General features: G+C 68.6%; 16 protein-coding genes. 4 read left to right on the forward strand and 12 right to left on the reverse strand.

Features of this window, described 5'->3' with window-relative positions:
* The first annotated feature begins 59 nt into the window (after nt 1–59).
* Nucleotides 60–464: a DUF5790 family protein gene (locus LI337_RS05085; RefSeq protein ID WP_227228632.1), complete on the forward strand. Its 405-nt coding sequence runs from the start codon at nt 60–62 to the stop codon at nt 462–464.
* A 377-nt stretch (nt 465–841) separates the two neighbouring features.
* Nucleotides 842–2,713: a cation:proton antiporter domain-containing protein gene (locus LI337_RS05090; RefSeq protein ID WP_227228634.1), complete on the forward strand. Its 1,872-nt coding sequence runs from the start codon at nt 842–844 to the stop codon at nt 2,711–2,713.
* A gap of 202 nt (nt 2,714–2,915) precedes the next feature.
* Here LI337_RS05090 and LI337_RS05095 read toward each other — a convergent pair whose 3' ends face one another.
* The 3 genes from LI337_RS05095 to LI337_RS05105 form a co-directional block, all read right to left on the reverse strand.
* A complete protein-coding gene (locus LI337_RS05095; RefSeq protein ID WP_227228635.1) occupies nt 2,916–4,358 on the reverse strand; it encodes a methyl-accepting chemotaxis protein in 1,443 nt (480 codons plus the stop codon).
* Nucleotides 4,359–4,424: 66 nt separating this feature from the next.
* Entirely contained in the window at nt 4,425–4,976 is a 552-nt protein-coding gene (locus LI337_RS05100) for a hypothetical protein (RefSeq protein WP_227228636.1), read from the reverse strand.
* A 117-nt stretch (nt 4,977–5,093) separates the two neighbouring features.
* Nucleotides 5,094–5,894, reverse strand: a complete 801-nt coding sequence (locus LI337_RS05105; protein WP_227228637.1) for an inositol monophosphatase family protein — start codon at nt 5,892–5,894, stop codon at nt 5,094–5,096.
* Between the two features lie 125 nt (nt 5,895–6,019).
* Between LI337_RS05105 and LI337_RS05110 the strand changes: the two genes are divergently transcribed.
* Nucleotides 6,020–6,292 (forward strand): DUF8101 family protein, encoded by a 273-nt coding sequence (locus LI337_RS05110; RefSeq protein WP_227228638.1) that lies wholly within the window; start codon nt 6,020–6,022, stop codon nt 6,290–6,292.
* A 30-nt stretch (nt 6,293–6,322) separates the two neighbouring features.
* Here LI337_RS05110 and LI337_RS05115 read toward each other — a convergent pair whose 3' ends face one another.
* The 9 genes from LI337_RS05115 to LI337_RS05155 form a co-directional block, all read right to left on the reverse strand.
* Nucleotides 6,323–7,087 carry an isopentenyl phosphate kinase gene (locus tag LI337_RS05115; protein WP_227228639.1) on the reverse strand — a complete coding sequence of 255 codons (765 nt, stop codon included), beginning with the start codon at nt 7,085–7,087 and terminating at the stop codon, nt 6,323–6,325.
* On the reverse strand, nt 7,084–8,157 hold the full coding sequence (mvk, locus tag LI337_RS05120; protein WP_227228640.1) for a mevalonate kinase: 1,074 nt from the start codon (nt 8,155–8,157) through the stop codon (nt 7,084–7,086). The genes LI337_RS05115 and mvk overlap by 4 nt, the downstream gene beginning before the upstream one ends.
* A gap of 75 nt (nt 8,158–8,232) precedes the next feature.
* Complete coding sequence (locus tag LI337_RS05125; RefSeq protein ID WP_227228641.1) at nt 8,233–8,997, reverse strand: acetoacetate decarboxylase family protein; 765 nt, start codon at nt 8,995–8,997, stop codon at nt 8,233–8,235.
* Nucleotides 8,994–9,560: a CBS domain-containing protein gene (locus LI337_RS05130; RefSeq protein ID WP_227228642.1), complete on the reverse strand. Its 567-nt coding sequence runs from the start codon at nt 9,558–9,560 to the stop codon at nt 8,994–8,996. Before LI337_RS05130 ends, LI337_RS05125 begins: the two co-directional genes overlap by 4 nt.
* Nucleotides 9,561–9,675: 115 nt before the next feature.
* Nucleotides 9,676–11,019, reverse strand: coding sequence for an ABC transporter ATP-binding protein (locus LI337_RS05135; protein ID WP_345777730.1), 1,344 nt, complete (start codon nt 11,017–11,019; stop codon nt 9,676–9,678).
* Complete coding sequence (locus tag LI337_RS05140) at nt 11,016–12,335, reverse strand: ABC transporter ATP-binding protein (protein WP_227228643.1); 1,320 nt, start codon at nt 12,333–12,335, stop codon at nt 11,016–11,018. Before LI337_RS05140 ends, LI337_RS05135 begins: the two co-directional genes overlap by 4 nt.
* 1 nt (nt 12,336) lies before the next feature.
* A complete protein-coding gene (locus LI337_RS05145; protein WP_345777737.1) occupies nt 12,337–13,395 on the reverse strand; it encodes an ABC transporter permease in 1,059 nt (352 codons plus the stop codon).
* Between the two features lie 40 nt (nt 13,396–13,435).
* Nucleotides 13,436–14,422 carry an ABC transporter permease gene (locus LI337_RS05150; RefSeq protein ID WP_227228646.1) on the reverse strand — a complete coding sequence of 329 codons (987 nt, stop codon included), beginning with the start codon at nt 14,420–14,422 and terminating at the stop codon, nt 13,436–13,438.
* Nucleotides 14,423–14,455: 33 nt separating this feature from the next.
* Complete coding sequence (locus tag LI337_RS05155) at nt 14,456–16,099, reverse strand: ABC transporter substrate-binding protein (RefSeq protein ID WP_227228648.1); 1,644 nt, start codon at nt 16,097–16,099, stop codon at nt 14,456–14,458.
* A 130-nt stretch (nt 16,100–16,229) separates the two neighbouring features.
* Between LI337_RS05155 and LI337_RS05160 the strand changes: the two genes are divergently transcribed.
* Nucleotides 16,230–16,919 carry a ribonuclease H family protein gene (locus LI337_RS05160; RefSeq protein WP_227228649.1) on the forward strand — a complete coding sequence of 230 codons (690 nt, stop codon included), beginning with the start codon at nt 16,230–16,232 and terminating at the stop codon, nt 16,917–16,919.
* The last annotated feature ends 33 nt before the right edge of the window (nt 16,920–16,952 follow it).

Consider the following 16,952-nt stretch of genomic DNA (forward strand, 5'->3'; position numbering starts at 1 on the left):
CCGTCTTCACTTTCACTTTCCGGGTTCCTTTTAAACAGCAGGGGGTCGAACCGTGAGCCATGAGCCAATCGACGTTCGACGACGACGACCTGTTCGGCGAGGCGGTCGAGGAGATGCGCGAGGAGGTCGAGTCGCACCTGAACGAGGCGTGGGACGCCCTGCCCGACGCGGACGACATCTGGGAGACCAGCGCCGACAACGTGCTCGGGGTGTTGAACGGGCTTCGCTCGTCGTTGGACGCCGGTGACGCCGAGGATCACCTGCGACAGGCGAAAAAGCAGTTCGTCCTCGGGAAGCGCGCCGACGCGTTCGACGACGCCGAGGATCTGGAAGAGGAGATCGCCGAGGTCGAGGCAGTCGTCACGATGCTGTCGGACGCCCACGAGCAGGTCGGCGAGTTGGCGAGTACGATCCCGGAACTGCGGACGAGTCTGGAGTCGGACGACGAAGACGACGACGAGTGAGTCGGACGCGGGTGTGGTTTCTCGCCCGCCGGCGTGACGACAGGTGTCTGCCAGCCACGTGACTGTACTCGTCACCCGACCACGACACGGTTCCGGAGTCCAGACCCTCGGCCGACTCGCCGAGAGGGGTCACATATCGTTCCCCACGACCGACTCGATCCAGCCTGCACCGACCGACTCGCCCCGGCCTTCGTCTCGGTCGCCACGACTCGTCTCGTCACCTGCAGACAGATCGGAGAATCACACCGCGACTCGAGACACTCCCACTATCCGAGAGATTCCCGCCCGCTCGTCCACTTCTAATCGGATTTGTCGGCGTCGAAATGAGGGAACTTATCACCGATGGCGCAGCTATCACGAGATATGGAGGGCACATAGTGTCGGCGGCAGGCGGCGGTGATCTGCTCGCCATCGTCGCGATCATCATCGGGATCGGCGTCCTCTCACAGGTTCTGGCGGCCCGGTTTCAAGTTCCTAGCGTGCTCTTCCTGATCGCGTCGGGGATCCTGCTCGGACCGGTGTTGGGACTGGTGACACAGGACTCCTTCGGCGGCGCGTTGAGTACCATCGTCGGGTTGTCGGTGGCGATCATCGTCTTCGAGGGGGCCTTTCACCTCCGGATAGACGACCTCCGGGAGGCCCCGGCCGCGACCCTGCGACTCGTGACCATCGGGGCCGTGATCGCACTCGTCGGCACGGCGGCTGTCGTGCGGTTCGCGCTGCCGAGCGTCGGGTGGCCCGTCGCCTTCCTCATCGGCGCACTGCTCGTGGCGACCGGTCCGACCGTCATCACGCCGATCCTGGATGTCGTGCCGGTCCGTAACCGCGTCGAGGCCGCACTGGAGACCGAGGGCATCGTGAACGACGTGACGGCCGCTATCATGGCGATCATCATCTTCAAAGCGGTCGTCAACCCCGACACGAGGGGTGTGGAACTGCTCGGCCTGTTCGCCGAGCGACTCGGCATCGGCATGCTGGTCGGCGTCCTCGTCGCCGGGGTGCTGTACTACGCGCTGAAGTACGTCGATCTCTCGCCGGGCAACGCGCCACAGAGCGCTCGACTGCTCGTACTGGCAGGCGCAATCGTCGCCTTCGGCGGCGCGAACACCCTGCGGACCGAGGCCGGCATCGCCGCCGTGGCGACCGCCGGTATCCTGCTGGGGAACGCCGACATCCCCTACGAGGAGGAGATAACGGACTTCAAGGGCGACGTGACGCTCGTCGTCCTCTCGTTCGTCTTCATCGCGCTGGCGGCGCTGTTGGACTTCGGCACGTTGATCGACCTCGGCATCGGCGGTATCCTCGTCGTGCTCGCCGTGGCGCTGGTGATCCGGCCCCTCCTCGTCTTCGTGTCGGCGCGGGGCGACCGGTTCACGCGCGGCGAGAAGCTGTTCATGAGTTTCGTCGGCCCGCGCGGGATCATCCCCGCGTCGGTCGCCACCCTCTTCGCCATCCAGTTGGCGGAGACGTACAACCGGCCCGACGCGGCCGCCGCGCTCGTCGGGACCGTCTTCCTCGTCATCCTCGCCACGGTCGTCTTCGAGGCGGGACTGGCGAAGCAGATCGCGGAATACCTGGACGTGATACCAATGCGAGTCATCGTCGTCGGAGGCGGGAAGGTGGGCCGTGCGCTCGCCGACCGCCTCGAAGACAGAGGCGAGAACGTGGTACTGATCGAAGAAGACCAAGCCATCGTCGAGACTGCCCGCAACGCGGGGCACACCGTCGTCCACGGCGACGGGACCGACACGGAAGTACTGGCGTCGGCGGGCGCGGACAACGCCAAGATCGTCGCCGCCGCGACCGGTGACGACGACGCGAACCTGCTGGTCGCGCAGTTGGCGAAGTCGAAGTTCGCCCCCGAGACGGTGCTGGCGCGGGTCAACGACCCGAACAACGTGGAGGCCTTCGAGGAACTCGGCGTGCGGACCATCTCCTCGGTGATGGCGACGGCACAGGCGATGGACAACTACATCGAGCGCCCGGCGCTCTCGAACTGGATGGGCGAACTCGGTCGGTCCGGGGACGTACAGGAGATCGAGGTCACCTCGGAGGAGATGGTCGGGAAGACGGTCCGGGAGATCGGGCCGGCACTCCCCGAGGGGTGTCTGATCGCGCTGGTCGCCCGCAACGGCGACATCGAGGTGCCGGACGCCGACTTCACCCTGCAGGAGGGCGACCGGATCACGCTTCTCGGTCGCCGCGAGTCCGTCCGGGACGCGATGGAGTTCTGCCACCCGAACCCCTGACTTCCGGTTCACCCGATCGGTGATCACCGACTGCCGATCCTCGACTGCCGAACGCGACGTGTCGGTCGATCGTCCCGACGCTCTCGATCTTCGACGACCTCTGTCGTCAAACCACGCGACGACAGCTTCAGTCATCCGAGCACGTCACTGACCGAGTTCGCCGCGACCTGCCCACGTACGTTCACGCCACAGTCCCGCCGCCCTACTCGTCGACCCAGTGGAAGCCGCCGTCGTTCCGGAGGGCACCGTCCTCGAACAGTTCGTCCGTGTTCCCGACCGCGTCGTCCGACACGGCCACGTCGGCGTCCGGCACCGAGACGTCGATCTCGGCGTCGGCGACCTGCGACAGATCCTCCACGGCGCGACCGACCTCGGCGACCATCGCGGTCTGCTCCTCGCTGGCGGCCGCGATCGTCTCCACCTCCGCCGACACCTCGTCCGCGAGGTCGGCCGCCTCCTCGACCATCGTGGCGACACGCTCCGTGGACGTCGCCTGCTGGTCGGCCGCGCCGGCGACCTCGCTGATGCCCTGTGAGGCCTCGCGGATCGTCTCGGCGATCTCCTTGACGTTCTCCGAGGCCACGTCGATGATCTGGGCCGTGCGGTCGATGCCGGATCGCGCCTCCTCGATGGAGTCCATCGTCTCCGCCGAGTTCTCCCGGATGTCGGCGACGATCGCCTCGATCTCGCTGGTCCGGTCGTCCGTCTCCTCGGCGAGATCGCGCACCTCGTCGGCGACGACCGCGAAGCCGTCGCCCGCCTCGCCCGCGCGGGCCGCCTCGATGGCCGCGTTCAGCGCCAGCAGGTTCGTCCGCTTCGCCACCTCGTCGATGACGGCGACGACCTCGTCGATCTCCTCGATGCTCTCCCGTAGGTCCTCGGCGTTCTCGGCCACCTGCGCGACCTCCTCGTCGATGATGTCCATCCCGCCGACGACCGTCTCCGCACCGTCGGCGGCCTCCACCGCCAACTCCTCGGCCTCTGCGGCGGTGGCGTCCACCTGCGCCGCGCTGGCGGCCACCTGCTCGGTCGACGCCGAGAGCGTGCTCACCTCGTCTGCCACGTCGGTCATCCGGGTCGCCTGGTCGTCCGCCTGCGCCGAGATCTCGGTCGCGCTCTCGGTGATGCGCTCCGTGGCTCTCCCTAACTCCTCGACGGACGCTTCGATCTCACCGGAGACGCGCGTCCCGAGTTCTTCGATCCGGTTCCGGGTCTCGACGAGTTCCGTGACCTCGGAGGCGACCTCGAACGCGCCGATCACCTCGCCGTCCTGACCGCGGAGGGGAACCGCCACGTCGTGAGTGTGCCACCGCCGACCGCTGGCGCTGACGCCGGTCCGGACGTCGTCGGACTCGATCACCGACTCCTCGGCGATCGCCCGCTCTGCGACCGTGTCGAACTCGCCGTCCGCGTCGGCGACCGCCCCGGCCCGCTCGCCGACCGCGTCGGCGCGGCTCACGTCCGTGATGTCCTCGCAGGCGTCGTTCCAGTGAGTGATATCCCCCGCGTCGTCCACGACGAGCGCGGGTTCCGGCAACTCGCTCACGACGGTCTCGAAGAGGGTTCGCCAGAAGTCGCGTTCCGCTCGGACCGCCGCCAGCGACTCGTCGCCCTCGGGTCCCGAATACAGGCGGCTCGTGGTCATCTGCCGGAGTGTCACACTACTGGGTGTAAACTCTTTCCCAGCGACCAGTTAATAGAGCGACACGATCTACTGGAAACCCCGTCCGACCTCGTCGCCCTCTACGAGTTCATCTAGTTCCGCATCGAGTACCTGTTCGGCGTCTTCGAAGGTGTTCGACAGTTCGTCCAGCGCGGCGGGACGCTCGTCGAACTCGTAGTCCATCGGGCCGAACGCCGGCGAGTCGAGGGCGTCCATCACGTCGTCGAAGAGGTCCTCGCCGGTCGTCGGGGCTTCGCTGTGGACCTTCAGCGTCTCCTCCAGTCGGGTCGCCATCTCCTCGGCGTGGTCCTCGTCCTCGGGCGGTCGCTGGACCGCGAACCGGCCAGCGTCCTCGCCTCGCGGGAGGATGTCGGCGAGGTCGTCGTCCACCTTCCGGGCGACCTCCGCGCCGACACCCTTGACGTCGTAGGGGTTCCGGGCGTAGGTCTTCAGTTGGTAGAGGCCGACCGACGGGTGGCCGACGAACATGTCTTCGCCGAGTCCGCGCCGCCGGTTCCCGGCGACCGCCCGCCAGTCGTCGGGATCGGCGTTCGCCTCCGTCACGTCTCTGAGGATGTCCTGCCAGTCCCTGACACGCATATCCGAGTCGTGGGTCGGCAGGGCTATGTGACTGTCGGTCGTTCCGACTCCGTCGCCGACCGGCGGGTCGGGGACCCCGTCGACACGGGCCGTGTCGCCACCCGGCGTCACCGCCCGTCAGTCGTCGAGTCCGTCGATACCGCGTGTCGCAGAGAGGACGTGCTCGTGGACGGCCCCGTTCGAGGCGACGAGGCCGCGCGAGTCGTGACGCCAGTGGTCGCCGTGTACGTCGGTCACCTCGCCGCCGGCCTGCCGGATCAGGTGTGCGCCGGCCACGGTGTCCCACGGGTTGGCGACGAGGTTCGTCAGCGCCCCGTCGAGTGCGCCGTCGGCGACGAACGCCAGCACGGCCTGTGCCGATCCGAACCGGCGCATGTCGCCGAACCGGGAGACGATCTCCCGGCCGGCGGCGGCGTACTGGTCTCGGCTGTCGAAGTCCCACCAGTAGGTCGGCGTGACGGCGCAGGTCTCGGGGTCGTCGTCGTCTGAGACCGACACCGGGACGCCGTTGCGTTCGGTCTGACCGTCGCCGGCGACGTAGCTGTCTTCCATCGCCGGGAGGACGACGGCGGCGGCGACCGGTTCGCCGTCGACGACTGCGGCCACGGCGGTCGCCCAGACCCGGAGGTTCCGGACGTAGTTGTTCGTCCCGTCGATGGGGTCGATGACCCACGCAGCGCCCTCGTCGGGGACGTCTTTCAACTCCTCGTCTTCCTCGCCGACGATGGCGTCGTCGGGGTACTCCTCGCGGATGACCTCGACGACGCGGGCCTGCGCGTCTCTGTCGGCCTGTGTCACCACGTCCGTCTTCCCGCCCTTCGTCTCGACCGCGATGCCGTCCCGGAAGGCGTCCAGCGCGACCGCGCCGCCGGCCTCCGCCGCACGCTCGGCGACCGCGACGCGACTGCTGTCGTTCATACCTCGTCGACGACACGAGGGCCAATCAGGGCGTCGGTCTCCGGGTGCCGGGTCGCTCTCGGCCGCTGTCGACCGCCCCGAGCCGGGACAGACGATTTATCCGAGTGGGCGACGACCCTCGACGGGTGACGACGCTCCCGCCGGACGTCCACCAGACGCTCACGCAACTGCTCGACAGCGCCGGGGAGGCGCTCGAACGCGGCGAGTTCGAGACGGCCCGCGAGAGCGTCGAGACGGCGGCGGCCGTGACCGAGAACAAGGTGCCGCCCGGCGAGACGAAGGCGCGACTCCAGCACGGCTACCGCGAACTGGAACCGCTGCTGGCGGACGAACCGGTCGTCGCGGGCGAGTATCTGCGACTGCTCTCCGAGACCGTCGAGAACTGTCCGGTCGGCTGAGTGGTTTCGGGAACGGGTCGGTGGATCCCGTCAGTCGATTCTGGTCCCCGGCGAGCCACCGGCGAGGAACTCCGAGACGCCCTCGGGGCCGAACACGTAGGCTGGCGCGTCCAGCGCGAGCAGGGTCTGCACTTTCCCGGCCATCCCACCGGTCACGTCGGTCGCGTCGCTCCCGCCGAGATACGTCGCCACGTCGTCGAACGACTCGATGGTCGGGATCACGTCGCCCGCGTCGTCCAGCACACCCGGCACGGTCGAGCAGAGACCGACTCTGTCGGCGTCCAGACTCTCGGCGAGTCTGACGACGATCTCGTCGCCCGACAGCACCGTGACGCCCTCGCCCTCGTGGGCCACGCCGTCGCCGTGGAGGACCGGGACGAACCCCTCGCCCAGCAGTCGCCGGGTCGAGTCGAGCGGGAGCGTCAGGTCGCCGGCCGCGTCCCGCGCGCCGACAGAGAGCGGGTGGACCGGCAGTGCCGGCACCTCGTGCGACTGCAGGCTGTCGAGGACGGCGCGGTTGAGCGTCTTCATCGCCTCGTGGATGGCGAGCGCGCCGGTTGCCGAGTGGGTCCCGTCCGCGGTCGTGACGCCCCACTCCTCGGCGTGGTAGTGGCCGAAGCTCCCGCCGCCGTGGACGACCGCGAGGTCTGCCGGGGCGTCGCTCCCGCTTCCCGTCGCCCGACCCGCGGCTCCAGCGATGTCCTCCGCCAGCGCCGAGAGCGCGTCGTCGTCCACCGTCTCTCGACGGTCCTTCTCGGTGACGACGCTCCCGCCGAGTTTGAGGACGGTCGTCATTCCTCGGCCCCCTCCGACGACTCCGCGCCTGCCGGCGCGTCGTCGCCGGTCGTCCCGTCTCCCTCCGCCCGGACCCCTTCGGTCGCCAGTTCCGCCCGGAACACGTCGTCGCAGTCGGGCGTGTAGCGCAGGGCGGTCTCGGTCGCGTCGGTCGGATCGAGCGCGACGATACAGCCACCGCCGCCCGCACCGGTCAGTTTCGCACCGTGCGCGCCGGCCTCGCGGGCCGACCAGACCATCGCGTCCAGCGACCGGGAGGAGACGCCGAGCGCCTCCAGCAGGCCGTGATCGAAGTTCAGGAGGCCGCCGAGTTCGGCGAGCAACTCGTCGCTCGGCGGGTCGTCGGGGTCGGCGTCGGCCAGCAGGGCCTCGCCGGTCCGGACGACGTCACCGATTGCGGTCACGGTGTCGGCCGCGAAGTCGTACTCCTCTCGCAGTTTTCGGACCCCGGCGACGAGTTCGCCGGTGTCGCCAGCGCCGCCGTCGAACCCGACGACGAAGGGGAGTTCCGGCGCGTCGATGGTCCGGCAGTCGTCACCCTCGACGCGGACCGCCCCGCCCATCGCCGAGCAGAAGGTGTCGGCTCGCGAGGCCTGCCCGTCCTGCACCTGATGCTCCGCGCGGTAGGCGCGCTCTGCGATCTCCTCGGGCGGGAGGTCGACGCCGCAGGCCCGCGTCGCGGCGTCGATACCGGCGACGACGACTGCGGCCGAGGAGCCGAGGCCGGCCCCCAGCGGGATGTCCGACTCGACGGTGATGTCGAAGCCGACCGACTCGTCGCCCACGGCGTCGCGGGCCTGCTCGACCGCCGCGTCGACGTAGCCCATCGCGGCCCGGAGCAGGGGCGTCGGGACGTCCACGTCCGGCGCGTCGTCGGTCGGGCCGCCGTACTCGACCGTGAACCCGTCCAGCGAGAGGTCGGCCGCCTCGACCCGGATGTGGTCGTCGTCGCGCGGGTCGGCGGTGACGGTCGCCCGGCGCTCCACGGCACAGGGGATCGCCGGTTCGCCGTACACCACCGCGTGCTCGCCGAACAGGTACACCTTGCCGGGCGCGCTCGAAACGGTCATCGTCGGCGCTTCGCGGGGGGTCCTAACAGTAGTTCCGTTCTCGGGTGGACCGGCCCCGATCGGCGACCACCCTCCTCAGACGCGCCGACCCCGATGGATCACACCCGAGACGCCCCGTCCCCAGAAACTCCCGACGATCTGCCGACCCAGTAGCCGCCTGCCGACGCCGAGGTCCCGGAGGTCGTCGGCGCGGTCGTGACGTCCGAGCGTCAGGTGGACGCCCGAGTCGAGCGAGCGCGCACCGACCGGTCCCGCGAGCTCGACTGCGGTCGCCAGCAGTCCGCCATCGTGTTCGGTGTAGCTGGTCGCACTCGTGTCGACCGGCAACGTTCGGCCCGTGTCGACCGTCAGGGTCAGCACCGCCTCGCCGCCGACCGCGACACGACAGCACCGAGTCGGTCGGTCGGCGCTACCTGTCCTCCGCTCGGGGTCGCCCGTGCCGGTCTCGAACTCGATGCCGGCGACCGTCTTCGGATACCCCCAGCCGTCGACGCCGAGCAGTCTGGCCGGGTCGGTCGTCACCGGGAGCCAGTGGACCCATCCGCCGACCGTGCGGGCCGACAGCGGCACGCCGTCGATACTGTGGCGACTCACGGGGACGATGACAGCGAACTCGCCGTAGGGGTCGAAGTCGCCGACGCGGGCGTAGTCGATGCCGACGAGCGTGAGGAGTCCCGCACGGCGGCCGACACGTACCGGTCGGAGTCGCTCGGGTGTGACGCGGTCCAGCGTGTCGAAGTCGGCGACCGCGACGACGCCCGCGATGGCCGCCTCGTACGCGACGGGAAACTCGACGACTCGGCCGTTCGAGAGCGTCGTGGTGCCCTCGTCGCTGGTCACGAGTGGTCCACTGGGTCGTCGGTCTCTCCACGCCCCGCTTCGCGTTCCTCCCGGAGCGCCCGGAGCAGGTCCTGTCGGGCGACGATACCGACCAGTCGCTCGTCGTCGTCGACGACCGGCAACCGGTTGATGTCCCGTTCTGCGTCGGTCAACAGCGCTAACATCTCGTCGAGAGCGGCGTCGGTCCCGACCGTCACGACCGGACTCGACATCACCTCGCTGATCGGTCTGCCGGCGTTCCGCAGGAGGTCGACGCCGAGGTCGAGTTCGTCCCACGACACGTCGACGGCGTAGGTCAGCGTCTCCATGAACGGCGGGAAGCCGATCGGAATCCACAGCGTACGATCCTCGGTCTGAAACAACCCGACCAGGTCACGTTGGGTGACGATGCCGACCACGCGATGCTCGTCGTCGACGACCGGGAAGCCGTCGAAGTCGGCGCGGGCGAGTCTCCCGAGAACGTCGCTCACGTCGTCGTCGGGCGCGACCGTCTCGACCTCGCGGGTCATCACGTCGCCGGCAGTCCGGCCACCGGGTGCGGGGCTGTCGCCTGTCGGAGCCATACGAGACGTGACAACGCGAAGCGGCGTCAGTCTTCGGTCGGCATCGTCGTGACACCAACCGGTGTCGGTCGTCGCTCGGGCGTCACGGAGACAGAGGGACGGTCGAGGACCGGAGTCAGTCGTCGCCGGCCGTCTCGCCGGGGACACCCGGCGTCTCGGGCGGATCGGGCTGATCGTAGAGGTGACAGGCCACCGGGTTGTCGATCGCCTGTAGCGCCGGGCGACGCGTCTCACAGACGCTCTCGAACCGGTCCCGGAGCGTCGCCGTCGCCAACTCGGTCTCGCCGTCGGCGAGGTCGTCGATGGCCGACTCCACCACGTCCTCGTTCTCGCCCGACAGCGAGAAGTCGGCTGTGAACACCTCCTCGCGGAGTTCGCGCTTGAACGCCGGGCGGTCCTCGCGGGCGTCGGCGTCACCAGCAGACTCCCACAGGGCGTCGAGGTTCAACTCCCCGCGCTCGATGCGGTCCCGGAGGTCCATCACCTCGCGGTAGGCCTCCTGCTCGATGTCCACGTCCTCCGGGGCGATCACCTTCGGACAGCGCGTCCGGAAGCGACAGCCAGACGGCGGGTTGCGCGGACTCGGGACGTCGCCGCGCAACGCCTCGACGCGCCGACCGTGCTCCTCGGTCGCGGCGCGTGGGACCGACTCCAGCAGGGCCTGCGTGTAGGGGTGCTGGGGGTCGTCGAAGATGTCGTCGGTCGGGCCGAGTTCCGCGACGTTGCCGAGGTACATCACCGCGACACGGTCGCAGATGTGCCGGACGACGCTCAGGTCGTGGGCGATGAACAGATACGTCAGCCCGAACTCCTCCTGCAGGTCGTCCAGCAGGTTCAGCACCTGCGCCTGCACGGAGACGTCGAGTGCCGACACCGGTTCGTCGAGGACGACGAACTCCGGTTCCAAGGCGAGTGCGCGGGCGATGCCGACACGCTGGCGTTGCCCACCGGAGAACTCGTGTGGATACCGGTCGAGTTGCCCGGCCGACAGCCCGACACGTTCGAGCAGGTCGGCCGCACGTTCCCGCCGTGCCTCGCCCTTCGATAGGCCCTGCGGTGGATTCTCCGGCAGTCCGTGGACCCGGAGCGGTTCGGCGATGATCTCGCCGACCGTCATCCGAGGGTCGAGACTGGAGAAGGGGTCCTGAAACACGATGCCGGCACGTCGGCGGAACTCGGTCAGATCGTCGCCCGCGAGGTCGAACACCGGTTCGCCGTCGAAGTACACCTGCCCGTCTGTCGCCTCTCGCAGGCGGAGCAGGGTCTCGCCGGTCGTGGACTTGCCACAACCGGACTCGCCGACCAGCCCCAGCGTCTCGCCGGGGAACACGTCGAAGCTCACGCCGTCGACAGCTTTCACGCTCTGGGTCTCCCGGCGGAGGAGGTCGTCTAACAGGGTGTCGCGCTCGAAGTAGTACTTTTTCAACTCTTCGACGCGGACCAGTGGCTCGTCGCTCACCGCGCGTCACCTCCCGACTCGCCGCCGTCCGTCTGTGCGGTCGCCGACTCCTCGGTCGGCGGCTCCGCGCCTTCGTCGGCGTCAGCGACCGCCGACTCGAAGTAGTCGTCCGCGAGCGCCTGCGACGGGTCGTACTCGTGGTCCGCGAGGACACAGCGAGCCTTGTGTTCCGGACTCTCGCCGGCGTCGTACTCCGGAATCGGCTGGAGACACTCCTCCATCGCCTTCGGACACCGATCCGCGAAGTAGCATCTGTTGCCCATCTCGCTGTCCAGCAGACTCGGGACGTTCCCCTCGATGGGTTGGAGTCGCGGCGCAGGATCGGCCAGATCGGGAATCGACCCGAGCAGTCCCTGCGTGTAGGGGTGGACCGGGTCGTCGAACACGTCCGAGAGACTGCCGCGCTCGACGACCTCGCCCGCGTACATCACGCCGACTCGCGAGCACATCCGGGCGATGACGCCGAGGTCGTGCGTGATCATGATGACGCTCATGTCCTGTTCGTCCTGCAGGTCCCGCAGGAGGTTCAGGATCTGCGCCTGGATCGTCACGTCGAGTGCGGTCGTCGGTTCGTCGGCGATCAGCACGTCCGGTTCGCCGGCGAGCGCCTGCGCGATCATCGCGCGCTGGAGCATCCCGCCGGAGAACTGGTGGGGGTACTCCTCGGCGCGGTCGGCCGGGTCGGGGATACCGACCTGATCCAGCAGTTCGACCGCCCGGTCCATACTCTCGTCGTTCACGTAGTCCCGCGTCGGGATCAGCGTGTCCGTGATGAGACTGCCGAGGCCGTACCCCTGCGTCCGACTGCGGGTGCTGCGAGGGTTGGCCGACGCCCGGCGCTGGACCTCGACCGCCTCGGCGATCTGTTCGCCGACCGTCAGCGAGGGGTTGAGACTCGACATCGGGTCCTGGAAGATCATGCTGAACGACGGCCCGCGCAGGGAGCGCCGGACGCCGTCGGGCAACTGCCGGAGGTCGACGAAGTCGCCGTCGACAGCCTGCGGTCGGTCCTCGCGGAACTCCTCGGCGAGGTCGGTGTTCCGGTACCAGACCTCGCCGTCGGTGATCCGGCCGGGCGACTCGATCAGGTCGATCACCGACAGCGCGGTGACGGACTTGCCGGACCCGGACTCGCCGACGATGCCGAACACCTCGCCGTCCCGCACGTCGAAACTCACGCCGTCGACCGCGTTGACCTGGCCCTCCTCGGTGAAGAACCGGGTCTTCAGGTCCCGCACCCGGAGGATGGCCTCGTCCGCCGAGACGGTCGCGACGTCCGCTTCGCCGGCCGCGTCCCGGATGCCACTGTCGCTCATCTCAGACACCTCCCTCGCCGCCGACGCCCGGATCGAGGGCGTCGCGGAACCAGTCGCCGATCAGGTTGATGCCGATGACCGCCAGCACGATGGCGACGCCCGGCACGGTGGCGACCCACCACGCCGAGGCGAGATAGCTCCGGCCCTGTGCGATGTCGAAGCCCCACGAGAGCGTCGTCCCCGAGAAGCCGAGGAACGACAGCGCGCTCTCCAGGAGGATGATCGCGGCCACCTGGATCGTCGCCAGCACGAGGATCGGGGTGATGCTGTTCGGCAGGACGTGCTTCCAGACGATGTAGCCGTCGCTCGCCCCGACCGACCGCGCGGCCTTCACGTACTCCTCGTCACGCAAGGAGAGCGCCTCCCCGCGTGCGACGCGAGCGAACCAGACCCAGTTCACCAGCGCGACGACCGCGACCACGGTGCCGGGCAGCACGAACGTCTCCGGCATCTCGGGTGTGATCCCGAGGAGCACCATCGGGTCCGGTATCCGGATCGCGGCCTGTCCGAACAGGCCGATCAGCGCGATCGCCAGCACCAGCGACGGGAACGCCAGCATCACGTCGGCGATGCGCATCAGGCCGTCGTCGACGCGCCCGCCGTAGTAGCCCGCCGTCAGCCCGACAGAGACACCGACGATCACCGCCGCCAGTGTCCCGAGTAAGCCGACGAGCAAGGACGTGCGCGCGCCGTAGATCACCCGCGAGAGCATGTCACGACCCAGTGGATCGGTGCCGAGCGGGTGCGAGGCGGTCGCGTTCACCGTCACCTCCTCTTCGACGACCTCGATGCTCCCGTTGACCATCTCGGAACTCGTCTGGTTCTCGGTCGCAGAGAAGCCGAGTGGCGGGAGCTGTGAGTTCTCCAGGTCCTGACTCGTCGGGTTGTGCGGCGCGAGCACCGGCGCGAAGATGGCGACCGACACCATCAACACGACCAGCACGATGCCGAGTTTCGCCAGCCCGCTCCGCCGGAGTTCGCGCTTGAGACTCCGGATGGTCCGGGGGGCGAGAAACGCCGAGAGGCCGCGAGCGACGAGCGCCCCGAGTCTGTCGAGAATCACGCCACCACCGCCTCAAGATGAGAACTGACACAGCACATCAGTCGTACACCACCTGTGGGTTCACGTACGCGTACAGCGCGTCCACGACGATGTTGACGAGGACGAAGCTGGTGCCGATCACGATCAGACAGCCCTGAATCAGCGGCCAGTCGCGGGCGTTGATGCTGTTGATGACCAGCGTTCCCAGCCCCGGCCACGCGAACACCGCCTCGGTGATCACCGCCCCGCCGATCAGCGTCCCGAACTGCAGGCCGAGCACGGTGATGACCGGGATCAGCGTGTTCCGCAGGGCGTGTTTGTACCGGACCAGCGTCTCGGGGAGGCCCTTCGCGCGGGCCGCCCGGACGTAGGTCTTGCCGAGTTCGTCCAGCATCCCCGACCGCGTGAGCCGGGTCACGAGGGCGGTGAAGTACGTCCCGAGCGTGATCGCCGGGAGTGTGATGTACTCCAGCCACGCGAGGAGACCCAGTGGGTTGCCTGCGGCCAGTAACTCCAGTGCGGGCACGAACCCGATGGCGCGTCTGCTGGTCGGGAACAGTCCGAACTGCACCGACAGCACCAGGACGAGCATGATCCCGAGCCAGAAGTTCGGCGTCGAGATGCCGCCCAGCGAGAAGACCGTCGCGGCGTAGTCGGCCGGTTCCCCGCGTCGGGTGGCGGAGATGACGCCGAGGGGAATCGACAGCACGATCGCCACGACCGTCGCGGCCGCCGCGAGTTCGATCGTCGCCGGCAGGCGGGCGAACACGCGGTTCGAGACCGACGTGCCGGCCACGTAGCTGTAGCCCATGTCGCCGACGAACAGGCCGCCGACGTAGTCGAAGTACTGGACGTACAGCGGTCTGTCCAGCCCGAGGTTCGCCGCGATCTGCTGGCGGAGTTCCGGGCTGGCGTCCAGCGGTGCGATCAACGCCACGGGGTCGCCGGGCGTGATGAATCGGAGGAGGAAGACGACGGTGACGACTCCCCAGACCACGAAGATCCCCTGCAGGCCCCGTTTCAGCAGGAACCGGGCGCGCGACATCACGTACCTCCATCTACTGTCATCTGTGGCGAGTTAGTTCGCGGGTTCGATCTCGTAGGCCTTGATCGACTCGTCGCGGCGGGCCTGCCAGTCGATGCGGTTCGACGCGCCGTAGACGCTGTACTGCCGGTTCAGGAAGATCCAGGGAGCCTGGTCGTTCGCCAGCGCGTTGGCGTCCTGCATGAGTTGGTCCCGCGCGTCGGGGTCCGACTCGTCCTGTGACTGGTCCATCAGGCTGTCGAACTCGTCGTTGCTCCACGAGGAGAGCGCGCCGTTCGTCGTCAGTAGCGGGATGAGCGTCTGGCTCGCGTCGAAGGTCGCGTTCCCCCACCCGATCAGGTAGAACGGCGGCTTGTCCTCGATGCTGCCGGTCGTCAGTTCGCCCGCGAGCGTCGGGAAGTCACGCTGGCGAACCGAACAGGAGACGTTCGACAGTTCGTCGATGTACCCCGCGACCGCCTGTGCGATCTCCACGTCACGAAGGTAGCGGCCGACCGGCGTGTGGAGTTCGATCTCCGCGCCGGCGTAGCCGGACTCCTCGACGAGGGACTCGGCCTGCTCCACGTCGTAGGGGTAGATGTCGAGGTCCGAGTTGTACCCGACGAAGCCCTGCAGGGTCGGCTGGCTCGTCGCGTCCGCGAAGCCGGACAGCACGTTCTCGATGATCGACTCCAGGTCGATGGCGTAGTTCATCGCGCGGCGGAACTCGAGCGAGTCGAACGGCTCGACGTCGTACCGCATCGCGTTGTAGATGACGCGCGTACTCGGCACCGCCTCGATGCGGGTGCTCTCCTCGTTCCGGACGCGGCTGACCTCCTGTGGCGGGACGTTGACGGTGATGTCGGTCTCGCCGGAGACCAACTGGTTGACCCGAGTGGACGACTCGGTCGCGGCGTTCATCGTGATCGTGTCGACCGCGGCCGGTTCGTCCCAGTAGTCCTCGTACTTCGTGTACGTGACCGACTCGTCTGCGGTGTAGGTGTCGAGCTGGAAGGGACCGGTCCCGTTCGCGCTGGAGTTGATCTCTGCGGTCTCACGCTCCTCGATCCACGACTGCTGGACGATGTCGCCGTAGGTCGCCAGCAGGCCGAAGACGGTGGGGTTCACGCTCCCCGAGAGCACGTCGACGGCGCGCTCGCCGTCGACGACCTCTGCGGACTCCACGCCCGCGAGCTGGTCGGACTGCGGCGAGGCGAGTCCACCGACGTCCTCGTTGACGATCCGGTTGTAGCTGAAGGCTACGTCTGCCGGGGTGAGTTCGTCGCCGTTGTGGAACGTGACGCCCTCGCGGATGAACAGGCGGACACGACCGTCCTCGATGCGTTCGTAGTCGGTCGCGAGCGCCTCGACGACACCACCCTCGCGGTTGCGGTCGAGCGCTCCCTCGTACATCTGCATCACGATGATGTCGGTCGTCGTCTCCCGGTGGTCGTGGGGGTCCAGCCCGGAGTCGAGGTTCCCCTGCGTGATCGTGACACCGAACTCCTCGTCGGTGGGCGTCTCGGTCTCGGTGTCCATGTCGGTCTCCGTCTCCGTGTCGCCGCCGCCCTCGGTCGGTTCCGGCGTGGGCGCTTCCTCGCCGGTACAGCCGGCCAGGCCAGCCGTCGCCGCCGCACCGCCCGCCAGCGTGAGGTACTTGCGCCGCGTCACCGATGACTGCTCCTGCGAGTCTGTCATACACCCTCATGGTAAGTGGTCGGATATATACCCTGTGGTCGCACCCGTCCACGACCACGACAGCGGACGGCGATTTCGCCGGTGCTCGACCGCGCCGCAAATTTAAGTACGTCGGCGGTAAGGGCGAAGTATGGCCGCCTTCGGGCGCTCGGCGCTTCGGGATCTGTTCGACGACTCGCCGACTCCGCACATCGCCCACCCGCCACGGAGCCACCACCGCGACTTCTACGTGGCGACCGACGGGTCCTACCGACCAGGTGGCGGCGGTCTCGGCGTCGTGATCGAGACCCGCGACGGTCGTCGGGTCGCCCGCGTCTCGATGCCGGACGCGCCGCCGGACAACAACGTCGCGGAGTACCGGGCACTCCACCTCGGACTCGACACACTCGCGCACCGCGCCCCACCGGACGCCTCGGTCGGCGTCCTCGTCGACCACGACGACCTCGCTCGCCACGTGAACGCGACCGTCCTCACCGCCGGCAGTGACTGGACGCCACCCCGACCGATCCGGGTTCCGGCCGGCGTCGGCGCACACTGGCGCGGGATTCAGGCCCGGGTCGCGCGGTTCGGCGACCTCCGAGTCGCTCGCATCGACGGCCGGGAGAACCCGGCGCACGCACTGGCGAACACGCCCGAGGAGTACGCCCACCTCCGGGACCGACCGGCGCGGTGTGTGCTGCCGGATCCGCCCGCGACCGCCGGGGACGATGCGGGTGACGCCGTCGGCGGCCCAGCCACGACCGGCCCGGCAGACGCGACAGACGCCGAGCGCGTCCTCCCGCCCTCCCGTCTGGACCGGCGGTCCGGTGCGAGCGACTGATCTCTCCTGTGCGAACGACACCCTTAACCCCGA

Origin of the sequence: Salinirubrum litoreum (genome assembly GCF_020567425.1) — an archaeon.
Lineage (GTDB): Archaea > Halobacteriota > Halobacteria > Halobacteriales > Haloferacaceae > Salinirubrum > Salinirubrum litoreum.